Origin of the sequence: Albimonas pacifica, from assembly GCF_900113695.1 — a bacterium.
Taxonomy (GTDB): Bacteria; Pseudomonadota; Alphaproteobacteria; order Rhodobacterales; family Rhodobacteraceae; genus Albimonas; species Albimonas pacifica.
In genome coordinates this window covers 1-16,808 of the sequence record NZ_FOQH01000021.1, presented here as the reverse complement: position 1 = coordinate 16,808, position 16,808 = coordinate 1, and the positions used below count along the sequence as shown (strand labels likewise).

Genomic DNA, 16,808 nt, shown 5'->3' with positions numbered 1-16,808 from the left:
GTCGGTCGATCAGGTCCGGCATTTCCTGGAAGGAAGTGGTGGGCGGTACTGGGCTCGAACCAGTGACCCCAGCGATGTGAACGCCGGAACCGGCGTTTCACTGTCATTCCTCACGATACCAGAGGTTTCACATCCCTCTGGAATCTATAAGCAAATCCTTTACCCGCATTCAGCAACATTCCTCCCGATGTCGGTCGCGTGTTCCCCCGGTGTGCCCCCGGGGCGGGCTCGCGACCACGCCTGGCGAAGCTCGGGAGGCCGCTGATGAGGATGGACGAGGCGATTTCGGAAGCGACCGGGAGGGGCGCCTCCAGGGTACGGCTGACCGCTCGGCGGATCGAGGATGCGATGCCGCCCGAACGCGGCGAGCGGGAACTCCATGACAGCCTGGCGCGCGGCCTGTCGCTTCGGCTCCGCGCGACAGGCGGCAGATCCTGGCGCTTCACGTACCGCACCGCCGGCGGTCGCGCCGGATCGCTGCGTCGGGTCACGATCGGGACCTATCCAGCGGTCGGGCTCGCGGACGCACGACGCGAGGCCGAGCGACTGCGCGGCCTCGTCGTCGTTGGACGCGACCCTGCCGCCGAGCGAAAGGCGGCCTTGGAGGCGGAAGCGGCGAGGGATCGCGAGGCTGAACGTGCGGCTGCGGAGCCTCGGCTCGCCGACGGGCTGGCGGCATATGACGCGTACCTGGCCCGGCGAGGCGTCCGGGATCGGGTCAACGTGGTCAGTGCGCTGCGTCGGCGTTTGCTTGGAGATGCCAACGCCTCGACTGCGCTCGGCGACATCCGCCTGAAGGACATCGCGCGCACGGATGTCGCCCGGATCGTCTCCGGCTTGGAAGCCGATGGCCTGCCTGGCGCCGCAAAGGCGCTACGGCAGAAAACGGCGACCTTCCTGAACTGGGCCGCGGACGAGGGCCTGATCGACGCGAACCCGCTCGCCGGCATGCGCCAGCGCCGCGCCACACGGATGGAGCGCCTGAAGACGCCCGGCCGCATGCTCGACGACGACGAATTGCGTGCCCTCCTGCGCGCCTGCAGGACCGCGGCCTCCGGCCCGGGCGGGGGCCTGAAGGTGCTTGGCGACGTCGTGACCATCCTAGCCCTGACCGGACAACGTCGAACGGAAACAGCCCGGATGCGGTTCGAGGACCTCGACGAGACGCTGACCTGGTGGCGCATTCCGGGAGAGGAGGCGAAGAACGGCGTGCCGCATCCCGTCCCGCTCGGCCCGATGGCGCGCGCGATCATCGCGGCTCAGCCACGCCATGAAAGCTGTCCCTGGGTCTTCACGTCGAACGGTCGGACGCCTGTCTCTGGCTGGTCGAAGCTCGAACCGAAGCTCCGCATGCTGGCCGAGGCGGAAGGCGTCGAGGGGCGCTGGACCCTGCATGACCTGCGACGCTCGTTCCGATCCGGCCTGACCCGGATCGGCGTCGACTCGGAACTTGCCGAGATCATGCTGAACCATCGGCCGGAGCGTTTGCGCGCGATCTATGACCGCGAGCCGCGCATACGCGAGCGCGAGAAGGCGTCCCGGAGGTGGGAGGAACATCTCGGACTCTCCAAGAGCGCTTCCTCGGTTCCAGGCATTTTGGGGACTGACCATCCATAGCTGTATCATGCGATTCTCACTCAACCCGAGGGTAGCATGATCCCTAGAACCTATTTGAGCGCCGCGGAGACCGCGGAGCTCACCGGCATCTCCGTGTCCAAGCTCGCGAAGGACAGGATGAGCGGCAAGGGCCTGCCTTATGTCGCGGTCTCCCGACGCTGCGTCCGGTACGCCCGGGCCGATATCGACGCCTTCATGCGAGCCAGGCGGGTCGCATGCGATTTCCACGAGCGCGCATCCCGCTCGACCGCTCCGACCGCTGCAGAGAAGGACGCCAACTGATGGCCAAGAGGAAGAAGTCCTACAACGGCGCCGACCGCACCGGCCGGAGCAAGTACGAGGGCCAGTACATGAAGCTCCCCTACGTGTTCGTCCATCACAGGCAATGGCGCAGCCTGAGCGGCCCCGCGGCGAAGGTCTGGCTCGAGCTTCGGTCACGCTTCAACGGCGGGAACAACGGCCAGCTCCGGCTGAGCCAGCGCGAAGCGTCGAAGCTCCTTGGTCTCGGCAAGTCCACCGTCGCCAAGGCGTTCAAGGAGCTCGAGCGGAAGGGCTTCCTCGTGGTCGTGGTGCAGGGCGACTGGTACGGTCGGAAAGCCACCGAGTTCCGCATCACGACCGAGGCCTGCAACGGCAATCTGCCGACGCACGACTGGCGGAAAGACCCGTCGCTCGCAGGCTGAAAAACAGAACTCGGTCCCGAGGCGGTCCAGTATCTCGGTCCGACGGGATCGCCTCGCGCCCAACTTTCTTCGACCGGGCCCGCCTCGGAACCCATCAGAGGGGTTCGAGGCGATCCGACGGGTCCCGAGACCGGCCGCTTCTATATACCATGGGGAGGGGGAGCGAAGGGGCCGGGGGGAGCGAAATCTTCGGATGGGCTGACGACGCGACCGGCGGGGACAGCCGAAAAAACCTGCGAGCCGAAAATCGGGGGGGGGAGGGTCGAAGCCGGAACGGGTTCGAGAAGCCGTGGCAAAGCAAAGCTCTCTGGCCGAACAGAGCGATCGCCGACGACAGGCAAGGGCCGCGCTTCAAGCGCGGCCCCTTTTGCGAACGGAAGGCCGACCGGGAAATCGATGCTTTGTGTCCGGCTGCCGACGATTGCAGTGTGGGTTCGGACGCAACCCCATGGTTGACCGCCGTCAGTCGGTTGTTCATCTTCGCTTAAGTTAATAGAGAGGGGGAGACTCCCCGTGGAGAGCATTTCCGAAGCCTCGCCCCGCGACGTTGACGCGCCCGCCCTGACGGTCGCTATCCGTTGCGCCAAGAGGGTGAACTTCGCCTCCGCCCAGAACAACGTGGCCATGCTGCACGAGGTTCGGCTGACCAACGGCTCCGAGGTCGCGCAGACGGACATCAAGGTCCGCGCGAGCGCCGAGCCTGACGTGGTCCGCGCCAAGGCCTGGACGATCGACCGCCTAGCGCCCGGCGCCGAGATCACGCTGACCGACCTCGCCACCGAGCTGGACATCGGTCGCCTCTCCGCCCTCAACGAGGCCGAGATCGGCGAGTTGATCTTCTCCGTCGAGAGCGCGCAGACGCAGGAGATCGTCGAGCGCCGCCGCATCGAACTGCTCGCGCGGGACGAATGGGGCGGGCTGGGCGACATGGCGCAATTGCTCGCCGCCTTCGTGTCCCCGAACGACGCCGTGGTCGCGGGCCTCCTCAAGGAGGCCTCGCGCATCCTGGAACGCGCAGGGCACGACGGCGCGCTGGACGGCTACCAGTCCGGCGACCCCGGCCGCGCCTGGCTGCTGGCCGGGGCGATCTGGTCCGCGGCGACCGGCATGGGGCTGAGCTACGCCATGCCGCCCGCCTCCTTCGAGGTCGAGGGTCAGAAGGTCCGCTCGCCCGGACGCATCCGCGCCGAGGGGCTGGCGACCTGCCTCGACTCCTCGCTGCTGCTGGCCGCCGCCTACGAGGCGGCGGGGCTGAACCCGGCGGTTCTCTTCTCGCAGGGCCACGCCTGGGTCGGCGTCTGGCTGCGGAAGCGGGACTTCGGCCACCTGACCGAGCCGGACGTCGTCGCCGTTCGCAAGGCGGTTCAGGCCAAGGAGTTCGTGCCGGTCGAAACGACCCTGATGACGAAACGGCCGACCATCGGCTTCGAGCACGCGGTCGACGAAGGCCGCAGGCGTCTGTCGGAAGATCGCGAGAGCGAGTTCGTGATGGCGATCGACGTCACCCGGGCGCGCGCGGCCCGGATCCGGCCGCTGGCGACCGAGGGCGAGGCCGTGGCGAGCAATACGGAGGAGGACGTCGCCGCGCCGGCCGCGCTTCCGAAGCCGATCGACTTCGGTCTGTTGCCCGATGAACTGGGCGACGAGGCGCCCGACACGCCGCTCGGCCGGATCGAGCGCTGGCAGCGCAAGCTGCTCGACCTGTCGCTGCGCAACCGGCTTCTGAATTTCAAGGATTCGAAGCAGTCCCTGCCCTTCCTCTGCCCGGACGTGGCGGCGCTGGAAGACGAACTGGCGGACGGCAGGAAGTTCACCGCCCTCGCGCTGCGCGAGGACGATCCGATCGGCGCCCGCACCGTCTCGCCCGAGGACCGCCGCAGGATCGAGGAGGAGGTCGCTCGAGACGCCTTCGCCCGCCGCCAGATCGCGGTCCCGCTCACGTCGAAGGAGATGAACAACCGCCTGCTCACGCTCTTCAGGAAAGCGAAGAGCGACATGCAGGAGGGCGGGACCAACACGCTGTTCCTCGCCGCCGGGTTCCTGCGCTGGAAGAAGACCGAGGGCGATACGCGCAGCTATCGCGCGCCCATCCTGCTCGCGCCCGTCAAGCTGGAGCGGCGGTCGGCGCAGTCGGAGTTCCGGATCTCCGACCACGAGGACGACGTCCGCATCAACGCGACGCTGTTCGAGTTCCTGAAGCGCGACTTCGACCTGCGCATCCCGGAGCTGGAGGAAGAGCTTCCGCGAGACGGCAGCGGCATCGACGTGCCGCTGATCCTCGAGATCATGCGCCAAAAGGTGCGCGACGTTGCGGGCTTCGAGGTCGTGGAGGAACTGGCGCTCTCGACCTTCTCCTTCTCGAAGTATCTGATGTGGAAGGATCTTGTCGACCGCACCGACCAGCTGCGCGAGAACCGGCTGGTCCGCCACCTGGTCGACAACCCGGGCGAAAGCTTCGAGATCCCGCAGGAGGCGCGCGAAGGCGCGTTCGAACCGGCGGAGCTCGATCGACGGCTCGCGCCCAGCGATCTGCTGACCCCGCTGCCGGCCGACAGCTCCCAGCTTTCCGCGGTCGTCGCGGCGGCGGCGGGCCAGGACTTCGTCCTGATCGGGCCGCCGGGGACGGGCAAGAGCCAGACGATCGCCAACATCATCTCCCAATGCCTCGCCAACGGCCGGACGGTGCTGTTCGTCGCCGAGAAGGCCGCCGCGCTCGACGTCGTGCATCGGCGGCTGGAGGCGCATGGGCTGGGCGACGCCTGTCTCGAGCTGCATTCGAACAAGACGGATCGCAAGGCGGTTCTCACGCAGCTGGGACGCAGCTGGGATCGCGTCGCCTCCGACCCCAAGCGCGAATGGGTCGAGGTGACCGAGACCCTTCGCGTCACGCGCGACCAGCTCAACGGCTATGTCGAGGCGCTGCACCGGCCGGGCACGCAGGGGTTCAGCGTGTTCGACGCGATCGGCATGACCGCGTCCGGCTTGCCCGAGGTGTCGCTGGGCTTCGCCTCGAAGGACGCGCATGACGCGGAGAGCTTCCGGCATCTCATCACGCTCGCCCGCGACCTGCAACGCACGCACGACGCCGTCGGCGGCCGGCCGGTCTTCCGGCTCGTCGCGACTGATGACTGGTCCTTCGCCTGGGAAGCGCGCCTGATCGAAGTGGCCGAAGCGCTGGACGCCGCGTCTCGCCACCTGCGCGACCGGACGGCCGCTGTCGGCGCCCGGCTGGGCCTGACCCCCGATCCCGCCTGCGCCGCCGAACGCGTCGATCTTCTGAAGTCGCTGTGCCCGCGCGCCTTGCCATCGGCCCGCGACCTCTCAGGCGTGCCCGACCTCCCGCACGCCGCGCTGGCCGAACAGCGCGACCGACTGGGCGCGGACCTCGCGGCGTTGGAAACAGCCAGGGGACGGATGGCGGCGCGCTATGCCGCGAAGGAGATCGCGAGGATCCCTCTCGACCAGTTGGACGCCGACTGGCGGCAGGCGCAGACGAAGTTCTGGCCCTTCTCCGCCCTCGCCCGGAGACGCATCCGCAAGCTGCTGCAGACCTACGCCGATGGCGGCGCCGCCGATCCTGCGCAGGATCTCAAGGCGCTGCAGGAGGCGAAATCCGTCCTGTCGAACCTCGACGCCAACCCGCTCAGGCCGCTCACCCGCCTGCCGGATCACGCCGATCTCGGCGCGCTGGACGACCTGCTGGCGCAGCGCGCGGCGTTCCGGGACGCGGTCGACCGGCTCAAGCCGCTGGCTGACGATCCCGCCGCCTTCGGCGCAGCCGTCGCGGAACTGTCGGCGGGCCCGGGTCACGACATGAAGGCGGAGCTGGAGCGGCTGGGCGACGCCGCCACGACCTTCGACGCCGCCATGACCGCCTTCCGCGAGACATCGCGCGGCGACCCCTCCGGCTGGTCGCTGCGCGAGCTGGAGCAGGAGCTCGACGCCCTTCGCGCCAATCGCGACGCCCTCTCGGACTGGACCAGGTGGGTGCAGGCCCGCGACGCCGCCGGCGCGCAGGGCCTCGGCCCGATCGTCGAGGCGCTGGAGGCGCGCAAGCTCTCGGCACCTGCGCCCGACGCTTTCGCCCGCGCCTACGCCGCGTGGTGGCTGCCCCTCGCCATGGATGCCGACGACCGTCTCCGCCGCTTCGCCCATTGGGAGCACGAGAACGCCATCGAGACCTTCCGGGCGCTCGACGACAAGGCGGCGGAACTCGCGCCGTCCGAGGTCATGCGGCGCATCGCCCACGACCTGCCGACGCGCGACGGGGCGCCGCGAAAGTCCGAGCTCGGCGTGCTGCGCCACCAGCTCGGGCTGCAGCGGCCCTCGATGCCGATCCGCGCGCTGCTGTCCGAGATGCCGACGACCTTCTCCAAGCTCGCGCCCTGTGTGCTGATGTCTCCGCTCTCGGTCGCCCAGTATCTGCCCGCCGGGCAGGCCGCCTTCGACGTGGTGATCTTCGACGAGGCCTCGCAGATCACGACCTGGGATGCGATCGGCGCCATCGCACGCGGCCGGCAGGCGATCATCGTCGGCGATCCGAAGCAGCTGCCGCCCACGAACTTCTTCGGCCGTGCCGACGATGGCGACGGGGACCTGCCGGAGATCGAGCGCGACATGCCCTCGATCCTCGACGAGGTCTGTGGCGCCGGCATCCCGACCCGTCGGCTTGACTGGCACTACCGCAGCCGGGACGAGGCGCTGATCGCGTTCTCGAACCACCATTATTACGGCGGCGGTCTCGTGACCTTCCCCGCGCCGACCACCGGCTCGGAGGCGCTGCGTTTCCACCCTGTCGACGGCGCCTACGCCCGCGGCAAAGGCCGCACGAACGCGGCGGAGGCGAAAGCGATCGTCGCAATGATCCGCGCCCGGCTGACCGACTGGCTCGACCTGCCGGAGGCGTCGCGCCCGACGCTGGGCGTCATCACCTTCAACGGCGAGCAGCAGGCGCTGATTCTCGACCTGCTGGACGAGGCCCGCCGCGTCGACGGACGGCTGGAATGGTTCTTCGCGGACGAGCGGGATGAGCCGGTCATCGTCAAGAACCTGGAGAACATCCAGGGCGACGAGCGGGACGTGATGCTGTTTTCCATCACCTTCGGCCCCGACCTCGCCGGCAAGCTGACCATGAACTTCGGCGCGCTCAACTCTGAGGGCGGCGAGAAACGTCTCAACGTCGCCGTTACCCGCGCGCGGAGGGAGCTTCACGTGTTCGCCTCGATCCGCGCAGAGCAGATCGACCTCGGGCGGACGCGGGCGCTGGGCGTCAATCACCTGAAGGCCTTCCTCGACTACGCCGAGCGCGGCGTCGTCGCCCTGCCGGCGCAGGATCTTGGATCGCAGGGTCTGGCCGAAAACGTATTCGAGCAGGCGGTCGCCGACGCCCTTGCCGCGCGCGGGTGGGAGATCCGGACGCAGGTCGGCGTCTCCGGTTTCCGCATCGACCTCGGCGTCGTCCACCCGGACGCCGCCGGCGCCTACCTCGCGGGCGTGGAATGCGACGGCGCGCAGTACCATTCCTCCGCTACCGCGCGGGACCGGGACAACGTCCGGCAGGCAGTTCTGGAAGGGCTGGGCTGGACGATCCTTCGGGTCTGGTCGACCGACTGGTTCCGCAACTCCGCCGCCGTCGCCGACCGCGTCCACGAGGCGCTGACCATGCTTCTGGAGGACGATCGGGAGCGGCGGGCGCGCGAGGCGGAGGCCGAGAGGGGGGCGGAAGAGGCGGGCGAGCCTGCCGAGCCTGCCGAGCCGCAACGCCTTCTCCCCGCGCCTTTCGACGAGGATTCGAGCCCGGGACACGACCCGGCTGAAAAGGTCGATGAAGACGAGCTTTCGGTGGACGAGCCGCATTGCCTGCCGCCTCCGGCCGAACCGAGCCGGTCGTCCAACCTTTTCGCCGACGGTTTCACTGACCAGCTGCAATCGCGTCGATCCGAGCCCGTTCGCCCGGCCGAACCTCCCACTGCGGCCGTCGAGCTGAGCCCGGACCATTTCTTCGAGTGGAGCTATTCGCCCACATTGCGCGCCTTCATCGCCGAGATCGTCGCGAGCGACGCTCCTTTGCCTCTGTCGCGCCTCGCCAGAAAGGTCGCGCGGGCGCATGGTTGGCAGCAGACCGGCCGTCGCATCGCGACAAGAGTGGAATCGATGCTCGGCGACGTCCTGGTCGAGGACCAATTCGGGACTCCCTTCGTCTGGCCGAAGGACGGCCGAGCGGACCGCACGCCCTTCCGGGGCCTTGACGACCGCGCGATCCGCGAGGTTTCGCGCACCGAGATCGCCTCCGTGATCGACGCCCATTCCAAGGAATTGGCGTATTCGGAGGACCCGACGCTGGATCTCGCGCGGCAGCTCGGCATCGCAAGGCTCAGCAGCGATGCCCGAGCTTACCTCGATCAGGTCCGCGCCTGGTGCGATGAAGCGGGGGACTGAGGCGCGGCGATGAAGTTCCTCCATGCCGCCGACCTGCATCTCGACTCGCCGCTGCGCGCGCAGGCGCTGAAGAACCCGGAACTCGCGGCGCGGCTGAGGAACGCCTCTCGCCTGGCGCTCGCCCGCACCGTGGACGCGGCCATCGATGCTCAGGTCGACGCTCTCCTGCTCGCCGGCGATGTCTTCGACGGCTCGGTCCCCGACGTCGCCAGCCGCGCGGCTCTCGCCATGGAGCTCGGGCGGCTCGACCGTGCGGGCATTCCGACCCTGGCGATCCAGGGCAACCATGACGCGCTGCTCGACCTAGACCGCTACGGGCCCGTCGCGAAGTCGCTGATCCTCCTTGACGAGACTGCGCCGACCTTCCGCATCGGCGACGCCTCGATCCACGGCCTTGGCTTCGGCGCCCGCCACGTGCCCGAGAGCCTGCTGCCGCGCTACCCCGCGCCGGAACCCGGCCGGATCAACCTCGGCCTCATGCACACGTCGCTCGGCGGCGCGGCGGGGCACGATCGCTATGCGCCCTGCGCCGAGGCCGACCTGCTCGCCCACGGCTACGACTACTGGGCGCTCGGCCACATCCACCTGCGCTCCGAGCATCGGGGGGAGCGCAGCCTCGCCGTCATGCCCGGGATCCCGCAGGGCCGCAGCATCCGGGAGATCGGCGGCGGATCGGCGACGCTTGTCACCCTCGACCTCGACGGCGCGCGGGCGGAACCCGTGCCGATCCGGCTGATCCGCTTCGCGACGGTGCAGGTCGATCTCGGAACCGCCGAAAGCCAGGCCGAGCGGATCGAGCGCATCGCGGAAAGCCTCGCGGCCGAGGCGCAGCCCGACGTTGCGCTCGCCGCCCGCGTCGAATTCGCCGGCGCCGGCGCCCTGGCGGGCGAGCCGGACCTCGCGCGGTCCCTGGCCGAGGAGGCGTCGGATGGGCTCGACGACGTGCATATCGAGACCGTGCGCTTCGTGCGGTCGGGCGAAGCGGCGCCGCCGGGCGCCGTCGCCGAGCTTTCGCGCATGATGCAGGAGGACGCCGCCACCCCCGGCTTTCGCGACGAGGCCGCGAAGCTGCTGGAGGAATGGCGCAGGGCCCTGCCCGTGGAGATCCGGGACGCGCTCGACCCGGAGGAGCTTGACGGGCTGATCGAGCAGGGCGTCGAGATGGCGGTCCTTCGCCTCGCTGCGGAGGCCGGCCGGACATGAGGCTGCGCCGACTGGATCTGATCCGCTACGGCAAGTTCGAGACCCGCTCGCTCGATTTCGGCGAGCGCGGCGCCGAAAGCGATGTCGCCATAGTCTACGGCGACAACGAGGCGGGCAAGAGCACCGCCTTCGCCGCCTGGCTCGACCTGCTCTTCGGTTTCCCCCGGCAGCATCCCTACGCCTATCGCTTCCAGCGCAGCGAGATGATGGTCGGCGCGGTTCTGGAGGCCGGGGACGAGGTCCTCGAGCTTCGCCGGACCGGCGCGCAGAACGGCTCGTTGACCGATGCGAACGGACGCGAGGTGGAGGAGCTTCGCCTGAAGTCCCTTCTTCACGGGCTTGACCGCGACGCCTACCGCACCCGGTTCTCGCTCGATGTGACGGAGCTGAACCGCGGCGGGGAGGAGATCTCCCGCGCCCAGGGCGATCTCGGCCGATTGCTGCATGCCGGCATGTCGGGGCTTTCGGGCCTGTCCGACACGCTGGACGCGATCGAGAAGGAGGTCGACGCCTTCCACAGGAAAGGCGGGCGCACCACCGCGCTTCGCACCGCGATGCGCGAGCTTGAGGATCTGAAGGCCCGCCTGGCCGGGTCGCGTCTGGAGCCGCGTCGCTTCGATGCGCTGCGGCACGCGCTCGAGGCCGCGGAAAACGACCTGAAGGAGACGGGCGGGGCCTTCGCCGAGGCGCAGGCGCGCCTGGCGTTGCGCGAGGCGGCCGACAAGAGGCGCGGGATCCGGGTCAGGATGGACGAGCTCGGCCGCGCCCTGGCGGCGCATCCGCAGGGCCCGCCGCTTTCCGCCGACGCGATCAGGACCGTGACCGAGGCTGTCGCTCGCAGGCATGACGCCGCCGAAGGCCTCGCCGAGGCGCGACGCCGGGCAGAGGAGGCCCGCGTCGCGACGGAGGGCATCGCGGCCGATCCTGCCGGCCTGGAGGTCGCGGTGATCCTCGACGTCTTGGAGGAGGCGCGCTTCGACGATGGCGAATATCTCCTCCCGCGCGTGCAGACCGCCGCCGCCGATATCGAGACCCGCCGCGCCTCGCGGGCGGCGCTGCAGCGCGACGCCGTGAAACTGGCCGAGGCCATCGGAGGCCCCGGGGCATCGCCGGAAGATGTAAGACTGACCCGCGGCGCCCTGGCGACGCTGCGCAAACGGGCCGAGGACCTGTGCGACGCGGAGGCGAGACTGAAGGACACGGCGCGCTTGCGCGACAAGGCCGAGGCCGAGCTCGGTCCGCAGATCCCCATGCCGGAGGGCCGGGACGCCCTGGGAGATGCGCTCGAGGCTCTCGACCGTCTCAGAGACGATCCGGAAGCCGCCGCGCGCCAGGCGGAGGAGCTGCGGCTCGCCTCGGACCGCGCCGCGGCGGGACTTCCGGCCGACTGGCGCGCGATCGCGGAGGCCGGTCTGCCCCCGGAAGCCGAAGCGATGGCCGTCGCAGCCGCCGCGACCGAGGCGGATCGCGCCCTGCGGGAGGCGCAGGCCAGGCTGGCCGAGGCGGAGGAGATCTGCGCCGACGCCCGCGCCCGGCAGGCGGCGTTGCTGGACCGCGGCGACGTGGCGACCGACGATGAGATCGAGCGGACGCGGGGCGCGCGCGACGCCGCCTGGACGCGGCACCGCGCCTCGCTCGACGACGCCTCGGCGGGGGCGTTCGAAGCCGAGATGCTTCGCGATGACGAGGCCAGAGACCGCCACGCCCGATCCGCGGAAAAGCGCATCGAGCTGGCCTCCGTCGCCCATGACCTGGCCCGTCATGACGCCGCTTCCCGGCGGCGGCGCGCGGAATGGGATGACGCTTGCGCCGCGCTGGAGGCCACGCGCCGCGACGCCGCCGTCATGGCTGCGCGGCTCGGGCTGGCCGGCGACACGCCGCCCGCTTCGTTCCGCGAACGGCGCATGGCGCTTGCGGGCGCGCTTGACGCGCGTCTCCTGACCGAGGCGTCGCAAGCGGCGGCCGAGGCCGCCTCGAAAAGACGGCGGGGGGCGCTCGTGCGATTGTCCGCGGCGCTCGTGGCGGCCGAGGGGGGCGAGATCGATCTGGGCGATGCGCGGCTGGACCCCGCGGCCCGGCGCTGCAAAACGGCGCTGGACCGGCAGGCCGACGCCTCCCGCGCCCGGACGCACGCTGCCGGAACCCTGGAGAGCCTGAACCGGGACCTGCGCGAGAAGGCGGAGGCGGCGGAGGCCTGCCGGACCGCCTACACGGCGGCCGTCGCGGGCCTGTGGTGCGCCGACCGGCCTGCCCAGGCCCTGCTCGCGGCGATGGACGACCTGCAGGAGCTGGCCGAACTGCATGGCCAAGCGCAGGACCTGGATCGGCGCATCGACCTCATGAACGCGGCGCTCGAACGCTTCGCGGAGATGGCCGGGGACCTCGCCGGTCTCCTGGGTCTCGATCCCGAGGCCCGGGTCGCGGAGCTGATCGCCAGGGCGCGCGGCAGGGCCGGCGCCGCACGCAAGACGGCGCAGCGCATCGCGGAGGTCGCCCGCGCGCTCGCCGACGCGGAAACCGCGATCGGCGCCCACGAAGCCGCGATCTCGCGAAGCGACGCGGCGATCGCAGGCGCCTTCGCCGGGCAGGAGGGCATTGACCTCTCCCAGCCGTCCGAGACGCTGGCGACGCTGCAGGCGCGGGACGCTCTTCGCCGGGATCTCGCCCAGCTATCGGCCGACCACGACCAGGCAGGCGCCGGGCATGACGCCGAGGCGCTGCGGCTTGAAGAGGACGATGCCGACCCGCTGCGCAGCGACGAGCTGCGGTCCGTGCTGCACGAGACCGGCGAGGCTCGCGACGCGGCGCTCCAGGCGCGCGGCGAGGCGAAGGCCTCGCTGCACCAGGCGATGCAGGCGGCCGGCGGCGCGGACCTGGATCAGCAGCGCGCCACGATCCTCGAGGGTGTTCGGGAGGAGGCGCGCCTCAAGGCCGCGCAGGCCTTCGGCCACATGGCTGCGCGCGGCGCCCTGCGCCGGTTCCGCCACGACAGCCGAGGCGATATGCTCATGGCGACCGAGGCCGCGTTCGTTCATCTGACCCGCGGCGAGTGGTCCGGCCTCGACGTTCAGCCTGGCGGCCGAACCGAGCGCCTGGTTGGCATTCGCAACGGCGAACCCGTCCCCGCCGAGGCCATGTCCACCGGAACCCGAGGGCAGCTCTATCTCGCGCTTCGAGTGGCGGGCTACGCAGCGTTCTCGACCCGTTTCGGACCGCTGCCCTTCGTGACCGATGACGTTCACGAGACCTTCGACGACGATCGCGCGCGCGCCGCGCTGGGCCTGTCCGCGGAAATGGGCCGGGAGGGCCAGGCCATTGTCTTCACGCACCATCGACACCTGGTTGAACTGGCCAGGCACATTATCCCAGGTGCCAGTTGCTTGGGCTTCTAGGACAAAAAAGAGAGAAACCAGTCGGCGGCTTCGGGCGGGAAGCGGTCGCTCGCTGCGGTTGCTCGCCAGCCATGCCGCTGGTCTGGCAGCCGACATTTAGGCCCATTTGAAATCCGCCCTCATTTTGCGTCGTAGCATGGCAGGCGGCGGAACAAGCTGGAACAGCGGTGGGGGAGCAGGCTATCTTGCAGCCAAGCTCTATATCGACGACCCTCAAGCGTAAGTCGTCAACGAATCGGACATTTCAATCTTAAATGGCATTCAAAAAAAAGAAGCCCACCAGCACGGCTCCTTCCACGCCGGTTGGACTTCTGCCGCTACTCACGCGCCGCAGCATTCCTGATGCGATGTCGCACCAAAAGGACATGCTCTCAGTATACGCTGAGGATATGTCTCGCAGCTCCGACGTGGCCATGCAGCTCCCGACGGGAAGCGGCAAGACGCTCGTCGGATTGTTTATCGCCGAATGGCGGCGGCGCAAGTTCAAGGATCGAGTAGTTTATCTGTGTCCGACCCGTCAATTGGTGAACCAGACGGTGGCGCAGGCCGAAAAGCAGTATGGCATTGATGCCGTTGGCTTCACTGGATCCCATCGCGACTACTCTCCCGGCGATGTTTCGGACTATAGGACTGGCGCGAAGATCGCGGTTACCACCTATTCTAGCCTCTTCAACGCATCGCCGTTTTTTAGCGATCCCGATGCGATCCTTCTAGACGATGCACATGCGGCGGAGAACTACATCGCCAAAATGTGGTCGCTTGAAATACCCTCTGCGGAGGGACCTCTATCTTCGCTCCATGCTGCCCTAGCTAGTGTGATTAAGCCCTATATCAGTGGCCAATCCTATGCGCGCCTCACAGGCGATTGGCAGGACCAGTTCGACGCGAATTGGGTCGACAAACTTCCGACGGCGACCGTTAACAAGCTCGCACCCCAACTGATTGCAGCCTTAGACGCCAACAACAACGCCAGCAAAGACATCCGTTTTACATGGCCGTTGCTCCGCGATCACCTTCACGCCTGCCATATCTACCTCTCTTCCCGGGAAATTCTCATTCGGCCACTGGTGCCTCCAACCTGGACGCACGCGCCGTTTCACAATGCGAAGCAGCGGGTCTATATGTCAGCAACTCTCGGCGCAGGTGGCGATCTGGAGCGCCTGACTGGACGGGTGAAGATTGCGCGTATTGAGGCACCCGAAGATTTTCGGAAAGCCGGCGTTGGACGCCGGTTCTTTGTGTTCCCCGGCCTGTCTCTGGAGCCCCAAGCTTGTGAGAAGCTCCGAAAACAGATGCAGAAATATGCCGGTCGCTCGGTCGTCTTGACCTCGAACGCCATCGCGGCGGACGCCATCGCCAAGCAGTTCGAAGACGAAGATGATTTCGAGATATTCAGCGCTGATGACATCGAGACATCCAAAGAGGAGTTCGTCAGATCAAAGAAAGCGGCCGCTATCATGGCCGGCCGTTTCGACGGTATCGATTTTCCCAATGATGAATGCCGCCTCCTGTGTCTTGATGGCTTGCCCAAGGCGACCAACGCTCAGGAACGTTTCTTGATGAGCAAAATGGGTGCGTCGGCGCTGCTCAATGAACGTATGCAGACACGCGTATTGCAGGCGGCTGGTCGATGTACGCGCGCGCTGCAGGATCGGTCCGCCGTTTTTGTCACCGGGCACGAACTCCTCGATTATCTCGCCGACGACCGTAACTGGCGCCATTTCCACCCGGAACTCCAAGCCGAATTGGATTTCGGGGTTTATCAGTCAAAGGATGCAGCTCCGAAAGACTTCATGGAGGCATTCAAGAGCTTCTTCGACAATGATGAAGGATGGGACGAGGCCAACAGCGAGATCGTCAGCGACGCCGCCACCAAGGTACAAAACCCATACCCCGCCATGGACGAACTGGAAGCAGTCGTCCGGCATGAGGTTGCTTATCAGCAGGCGATTTGGTCTCAAGACTTTGAGCGAGCGTTGATGGAGGCGCGCGCCGTCACGTCGAAGCTGACTGCGCCGAAGCTACAGGGATATCGTGCGCTCTGGCACTATCTCGCCGGTTCCGTCAGTCAGATGCTTTCAAAAAATCTGGACGATAGTGCGGACAAAGCGGCGCGCGAACAGTTTGCCGCCGCCAAGGACTCAGCGCCAAGTGTCCCGTGGCTCGCGCAGCTTACTCGCGGTGAAGCCTCTCCCGCAGCGGCGGAGAAAACGCCTTCGGAGGACGTGACAGTTCAGGTCGAGCGACTGGAGAATGTGCTTTTGGCGCTGGGAACGGCAAGCGAGCACAAATTCGAAAAGCGCGCCAAGTTGATTCTCGACAATCTAACCGCCCCGAAGACATTTGAGGAAGGCCAACGCCAACTCGGAGAGTTGCTTGGCTTCGTCACGGGAAATGGCAAGGGCGACGCCGCGCCCGATCCTTGGTGGCTTGGAGCGGCGATAGGCATTGTGTTCGAAGATCATGCGGATGGGAAGGCTACCACTGTGTTCAGCCCCACCAAAGCCAAGCAAGCGGCCTTGCACCCTGACTGGATGCAGGAGAATGAACCAGAGGCGGAAAATCTTGACATAGTTTCAGTCATTGTGACGCCCTGTACAACCGCTGGATATGGTGCGAAGCCGGCATTGAGAAAAGCTCGCTATTGGTCTCTGGATGATTTCAGGTCCTGGGCAAGGGAGACGATCGGGATCATTCGAACATTGAAAACGTCGCTTCCGCCAAATGGCGACCTTTTCTGGCGTATGAATGCGGCCGATGAGTTGTCGAATAAGGGCCGAACCCTTGAAACCATTCTCGTTTCGCTTCCAATCGCTGCCGACGCAATGACGATTCAAAGTAAGTAACGAATTTTGGCCTCCGGCTCCCTTCGACTGAGTGCCGAGGAAGTACCAGGACTATTCACCGACAACGAGTGACTTGAATATACCGAGCCATGAGTTTCTTGCCGACACCGCAGAAGAATGCGCGAATGATAGGAACGAGTGGGCCGAACCCCGACGAGAGACGAGCCGGTGACCGTCTTGTATAGGCCGGTACGGCGTCCTCAAGTCTGAGACTGAGCTATTTTCACCTCCGTTTAATCGACTTGCTGCACGACATTGCGTTCGACCTCGACGTCGTCCTTCTTGCCAACGGATAGTTTTTATGTAAGCGGTTCGAGGGCGCCCTGCTGCCGTCAGCTTGACGAGGGCTGGAAGTTCCAGGGGAGAAGGTCGTCGATCCTGCTGTTGGGATGACCGGCGGCGATGGCCTCAAGCGTGGCGGTGAGCCAGGCGAGGGGATCGACGCCGTTGAGCTTGCAGGTCTCGATCAGCGAGGCGATGCGGGCCCAGGCCCGCCCGCCTTCGTCATGGCCGGCAAAGAGCGCGTTCTTGCGGTTCAGCGTCAGGGGCCTGATCGCGTTCTCGACCGGGTTGGTGTCCATCTCGATGCGGCCGTCGCCCAAGAACAGAACCAGGCCGTCCCAGTGGCG

8 protein-coding genes are annotated in these 16,808 nt (G+C 67.4%); 7 read left to right on the top strand and 1 reads right to left on the bottom strand.

Annotation, left to right across the window (positions count from 1 at the left end; translation table 11 throughout):
• Positions 1-264: 264 nt before the first annotated feature.
• The 7 genes from BM064_RS25515 to BM064_RS25485 all read left to right on the top strand — a co-directional run bounded on the left by BM064_RS25515 (position 265) and on the right by BM064_RS25485 (position 16,179).
• Positions 265-1,617, top strand: coding sequence for a tyrosine-type recombinase/integrase (locus BM064_RS25515; protein ID WP_092866086.1), 1,353 nt, complete (start codon positions 265-267; stop codon positions 1,615-1,617).
• A 36-nt stretch (positions 1,618-1,653) separates the two neighbouring features.
• On the top strand, positions 1,654-1,899 hold the full coding sequence (locus BM064_RS25510; RefSeq protein WP_092866083.1) for a helix-turn-helix transcriptional regulator: 246 nt from the start codon (positions 1,654-1,656) through the stop codon (positions 1,897-1,899).
• Positions 1,899-2,300, top strand: a complete 402-nt coding sequence (locus tag BM064_RS25505) for a helix-turn-helix domain-containing protein (RefSeq protein WP_092866080.1) — start codon at positions 1,899-1,901, stop codon at positions 2,298-2,300. Before BM064_RS25510 ends, BM064_RS25505 begins: the two co-directional genes overlap by 1 nt.
• A gap of 513 nt (positions 2,301-2,813) precedes the next feature.
• Positions 2,814-8,738 carry a DUF3320 domain-containing protein gene (locus BM064_RS25500; RefSeq protein WP_245779289.1) on the top strand — a complete coding sequence of 1,975 codons (5,925 nt, stop codon included), beginning with the start codon at positions 2,814-2,816 and terminating at the stop codon, positions 8,736-8,738.
• Positions 8,739-8,747: 9 nt separating this feature from the next.
• Positions 8,748-9,941 carry a metallophosphoesterase family protein gene (locus tag BM064_RS25495; RefSeq protein ID WP_092866077.1) on the top strand — a complete coding sequence of 398 codons (1,194 nt, stop codon included), beginning with the start codon at positions 8,748-8,750 and terminating at the stop codon, positions 9,939-9,941.
• Positions 9,938-13,333, top strand: coding sequence for an AAA family ATPase (locus tag BM064_RS25490; RefSeq protein ID WP_092866074.1), 3,396 nt, complete (start codon positions 9,938-9,940; stop codon positions 13,331-13,333). The genes BM064_RS25495 and BM064_RS25490 overlap by 4 nt, the downstream gene beginning before the upstream one ends.
• Positions 13,334-13,587: 254 nt before the next feature.
• Positions 13,588-16,179 carry a DEAD/DEAH box helicase gene (locus tag BM064_RS25485; protein ID WP_092866071.1) on the top strand — a complete coding sequence of 864 codons (2,592 nt, stop codon included), beginning with the start codon at positions 13,588-13,590 and terminating at the stop codon, positions 16,177-16,179.
• Positions 16,180-16,511: 332 nt separating this feature from the next.
• Here BM064_RS25485 and BM064_RS25480 read toward each other — a convergent pair.
• Positions 16,512-16,808, bottom strand: a 297-nt coding sequence (locus BM064_RS25480; RefSeq protein WP_143103463.1) for a transposase domain-containing protein, incomplete at its 5' end; no start/stop codon positions are given.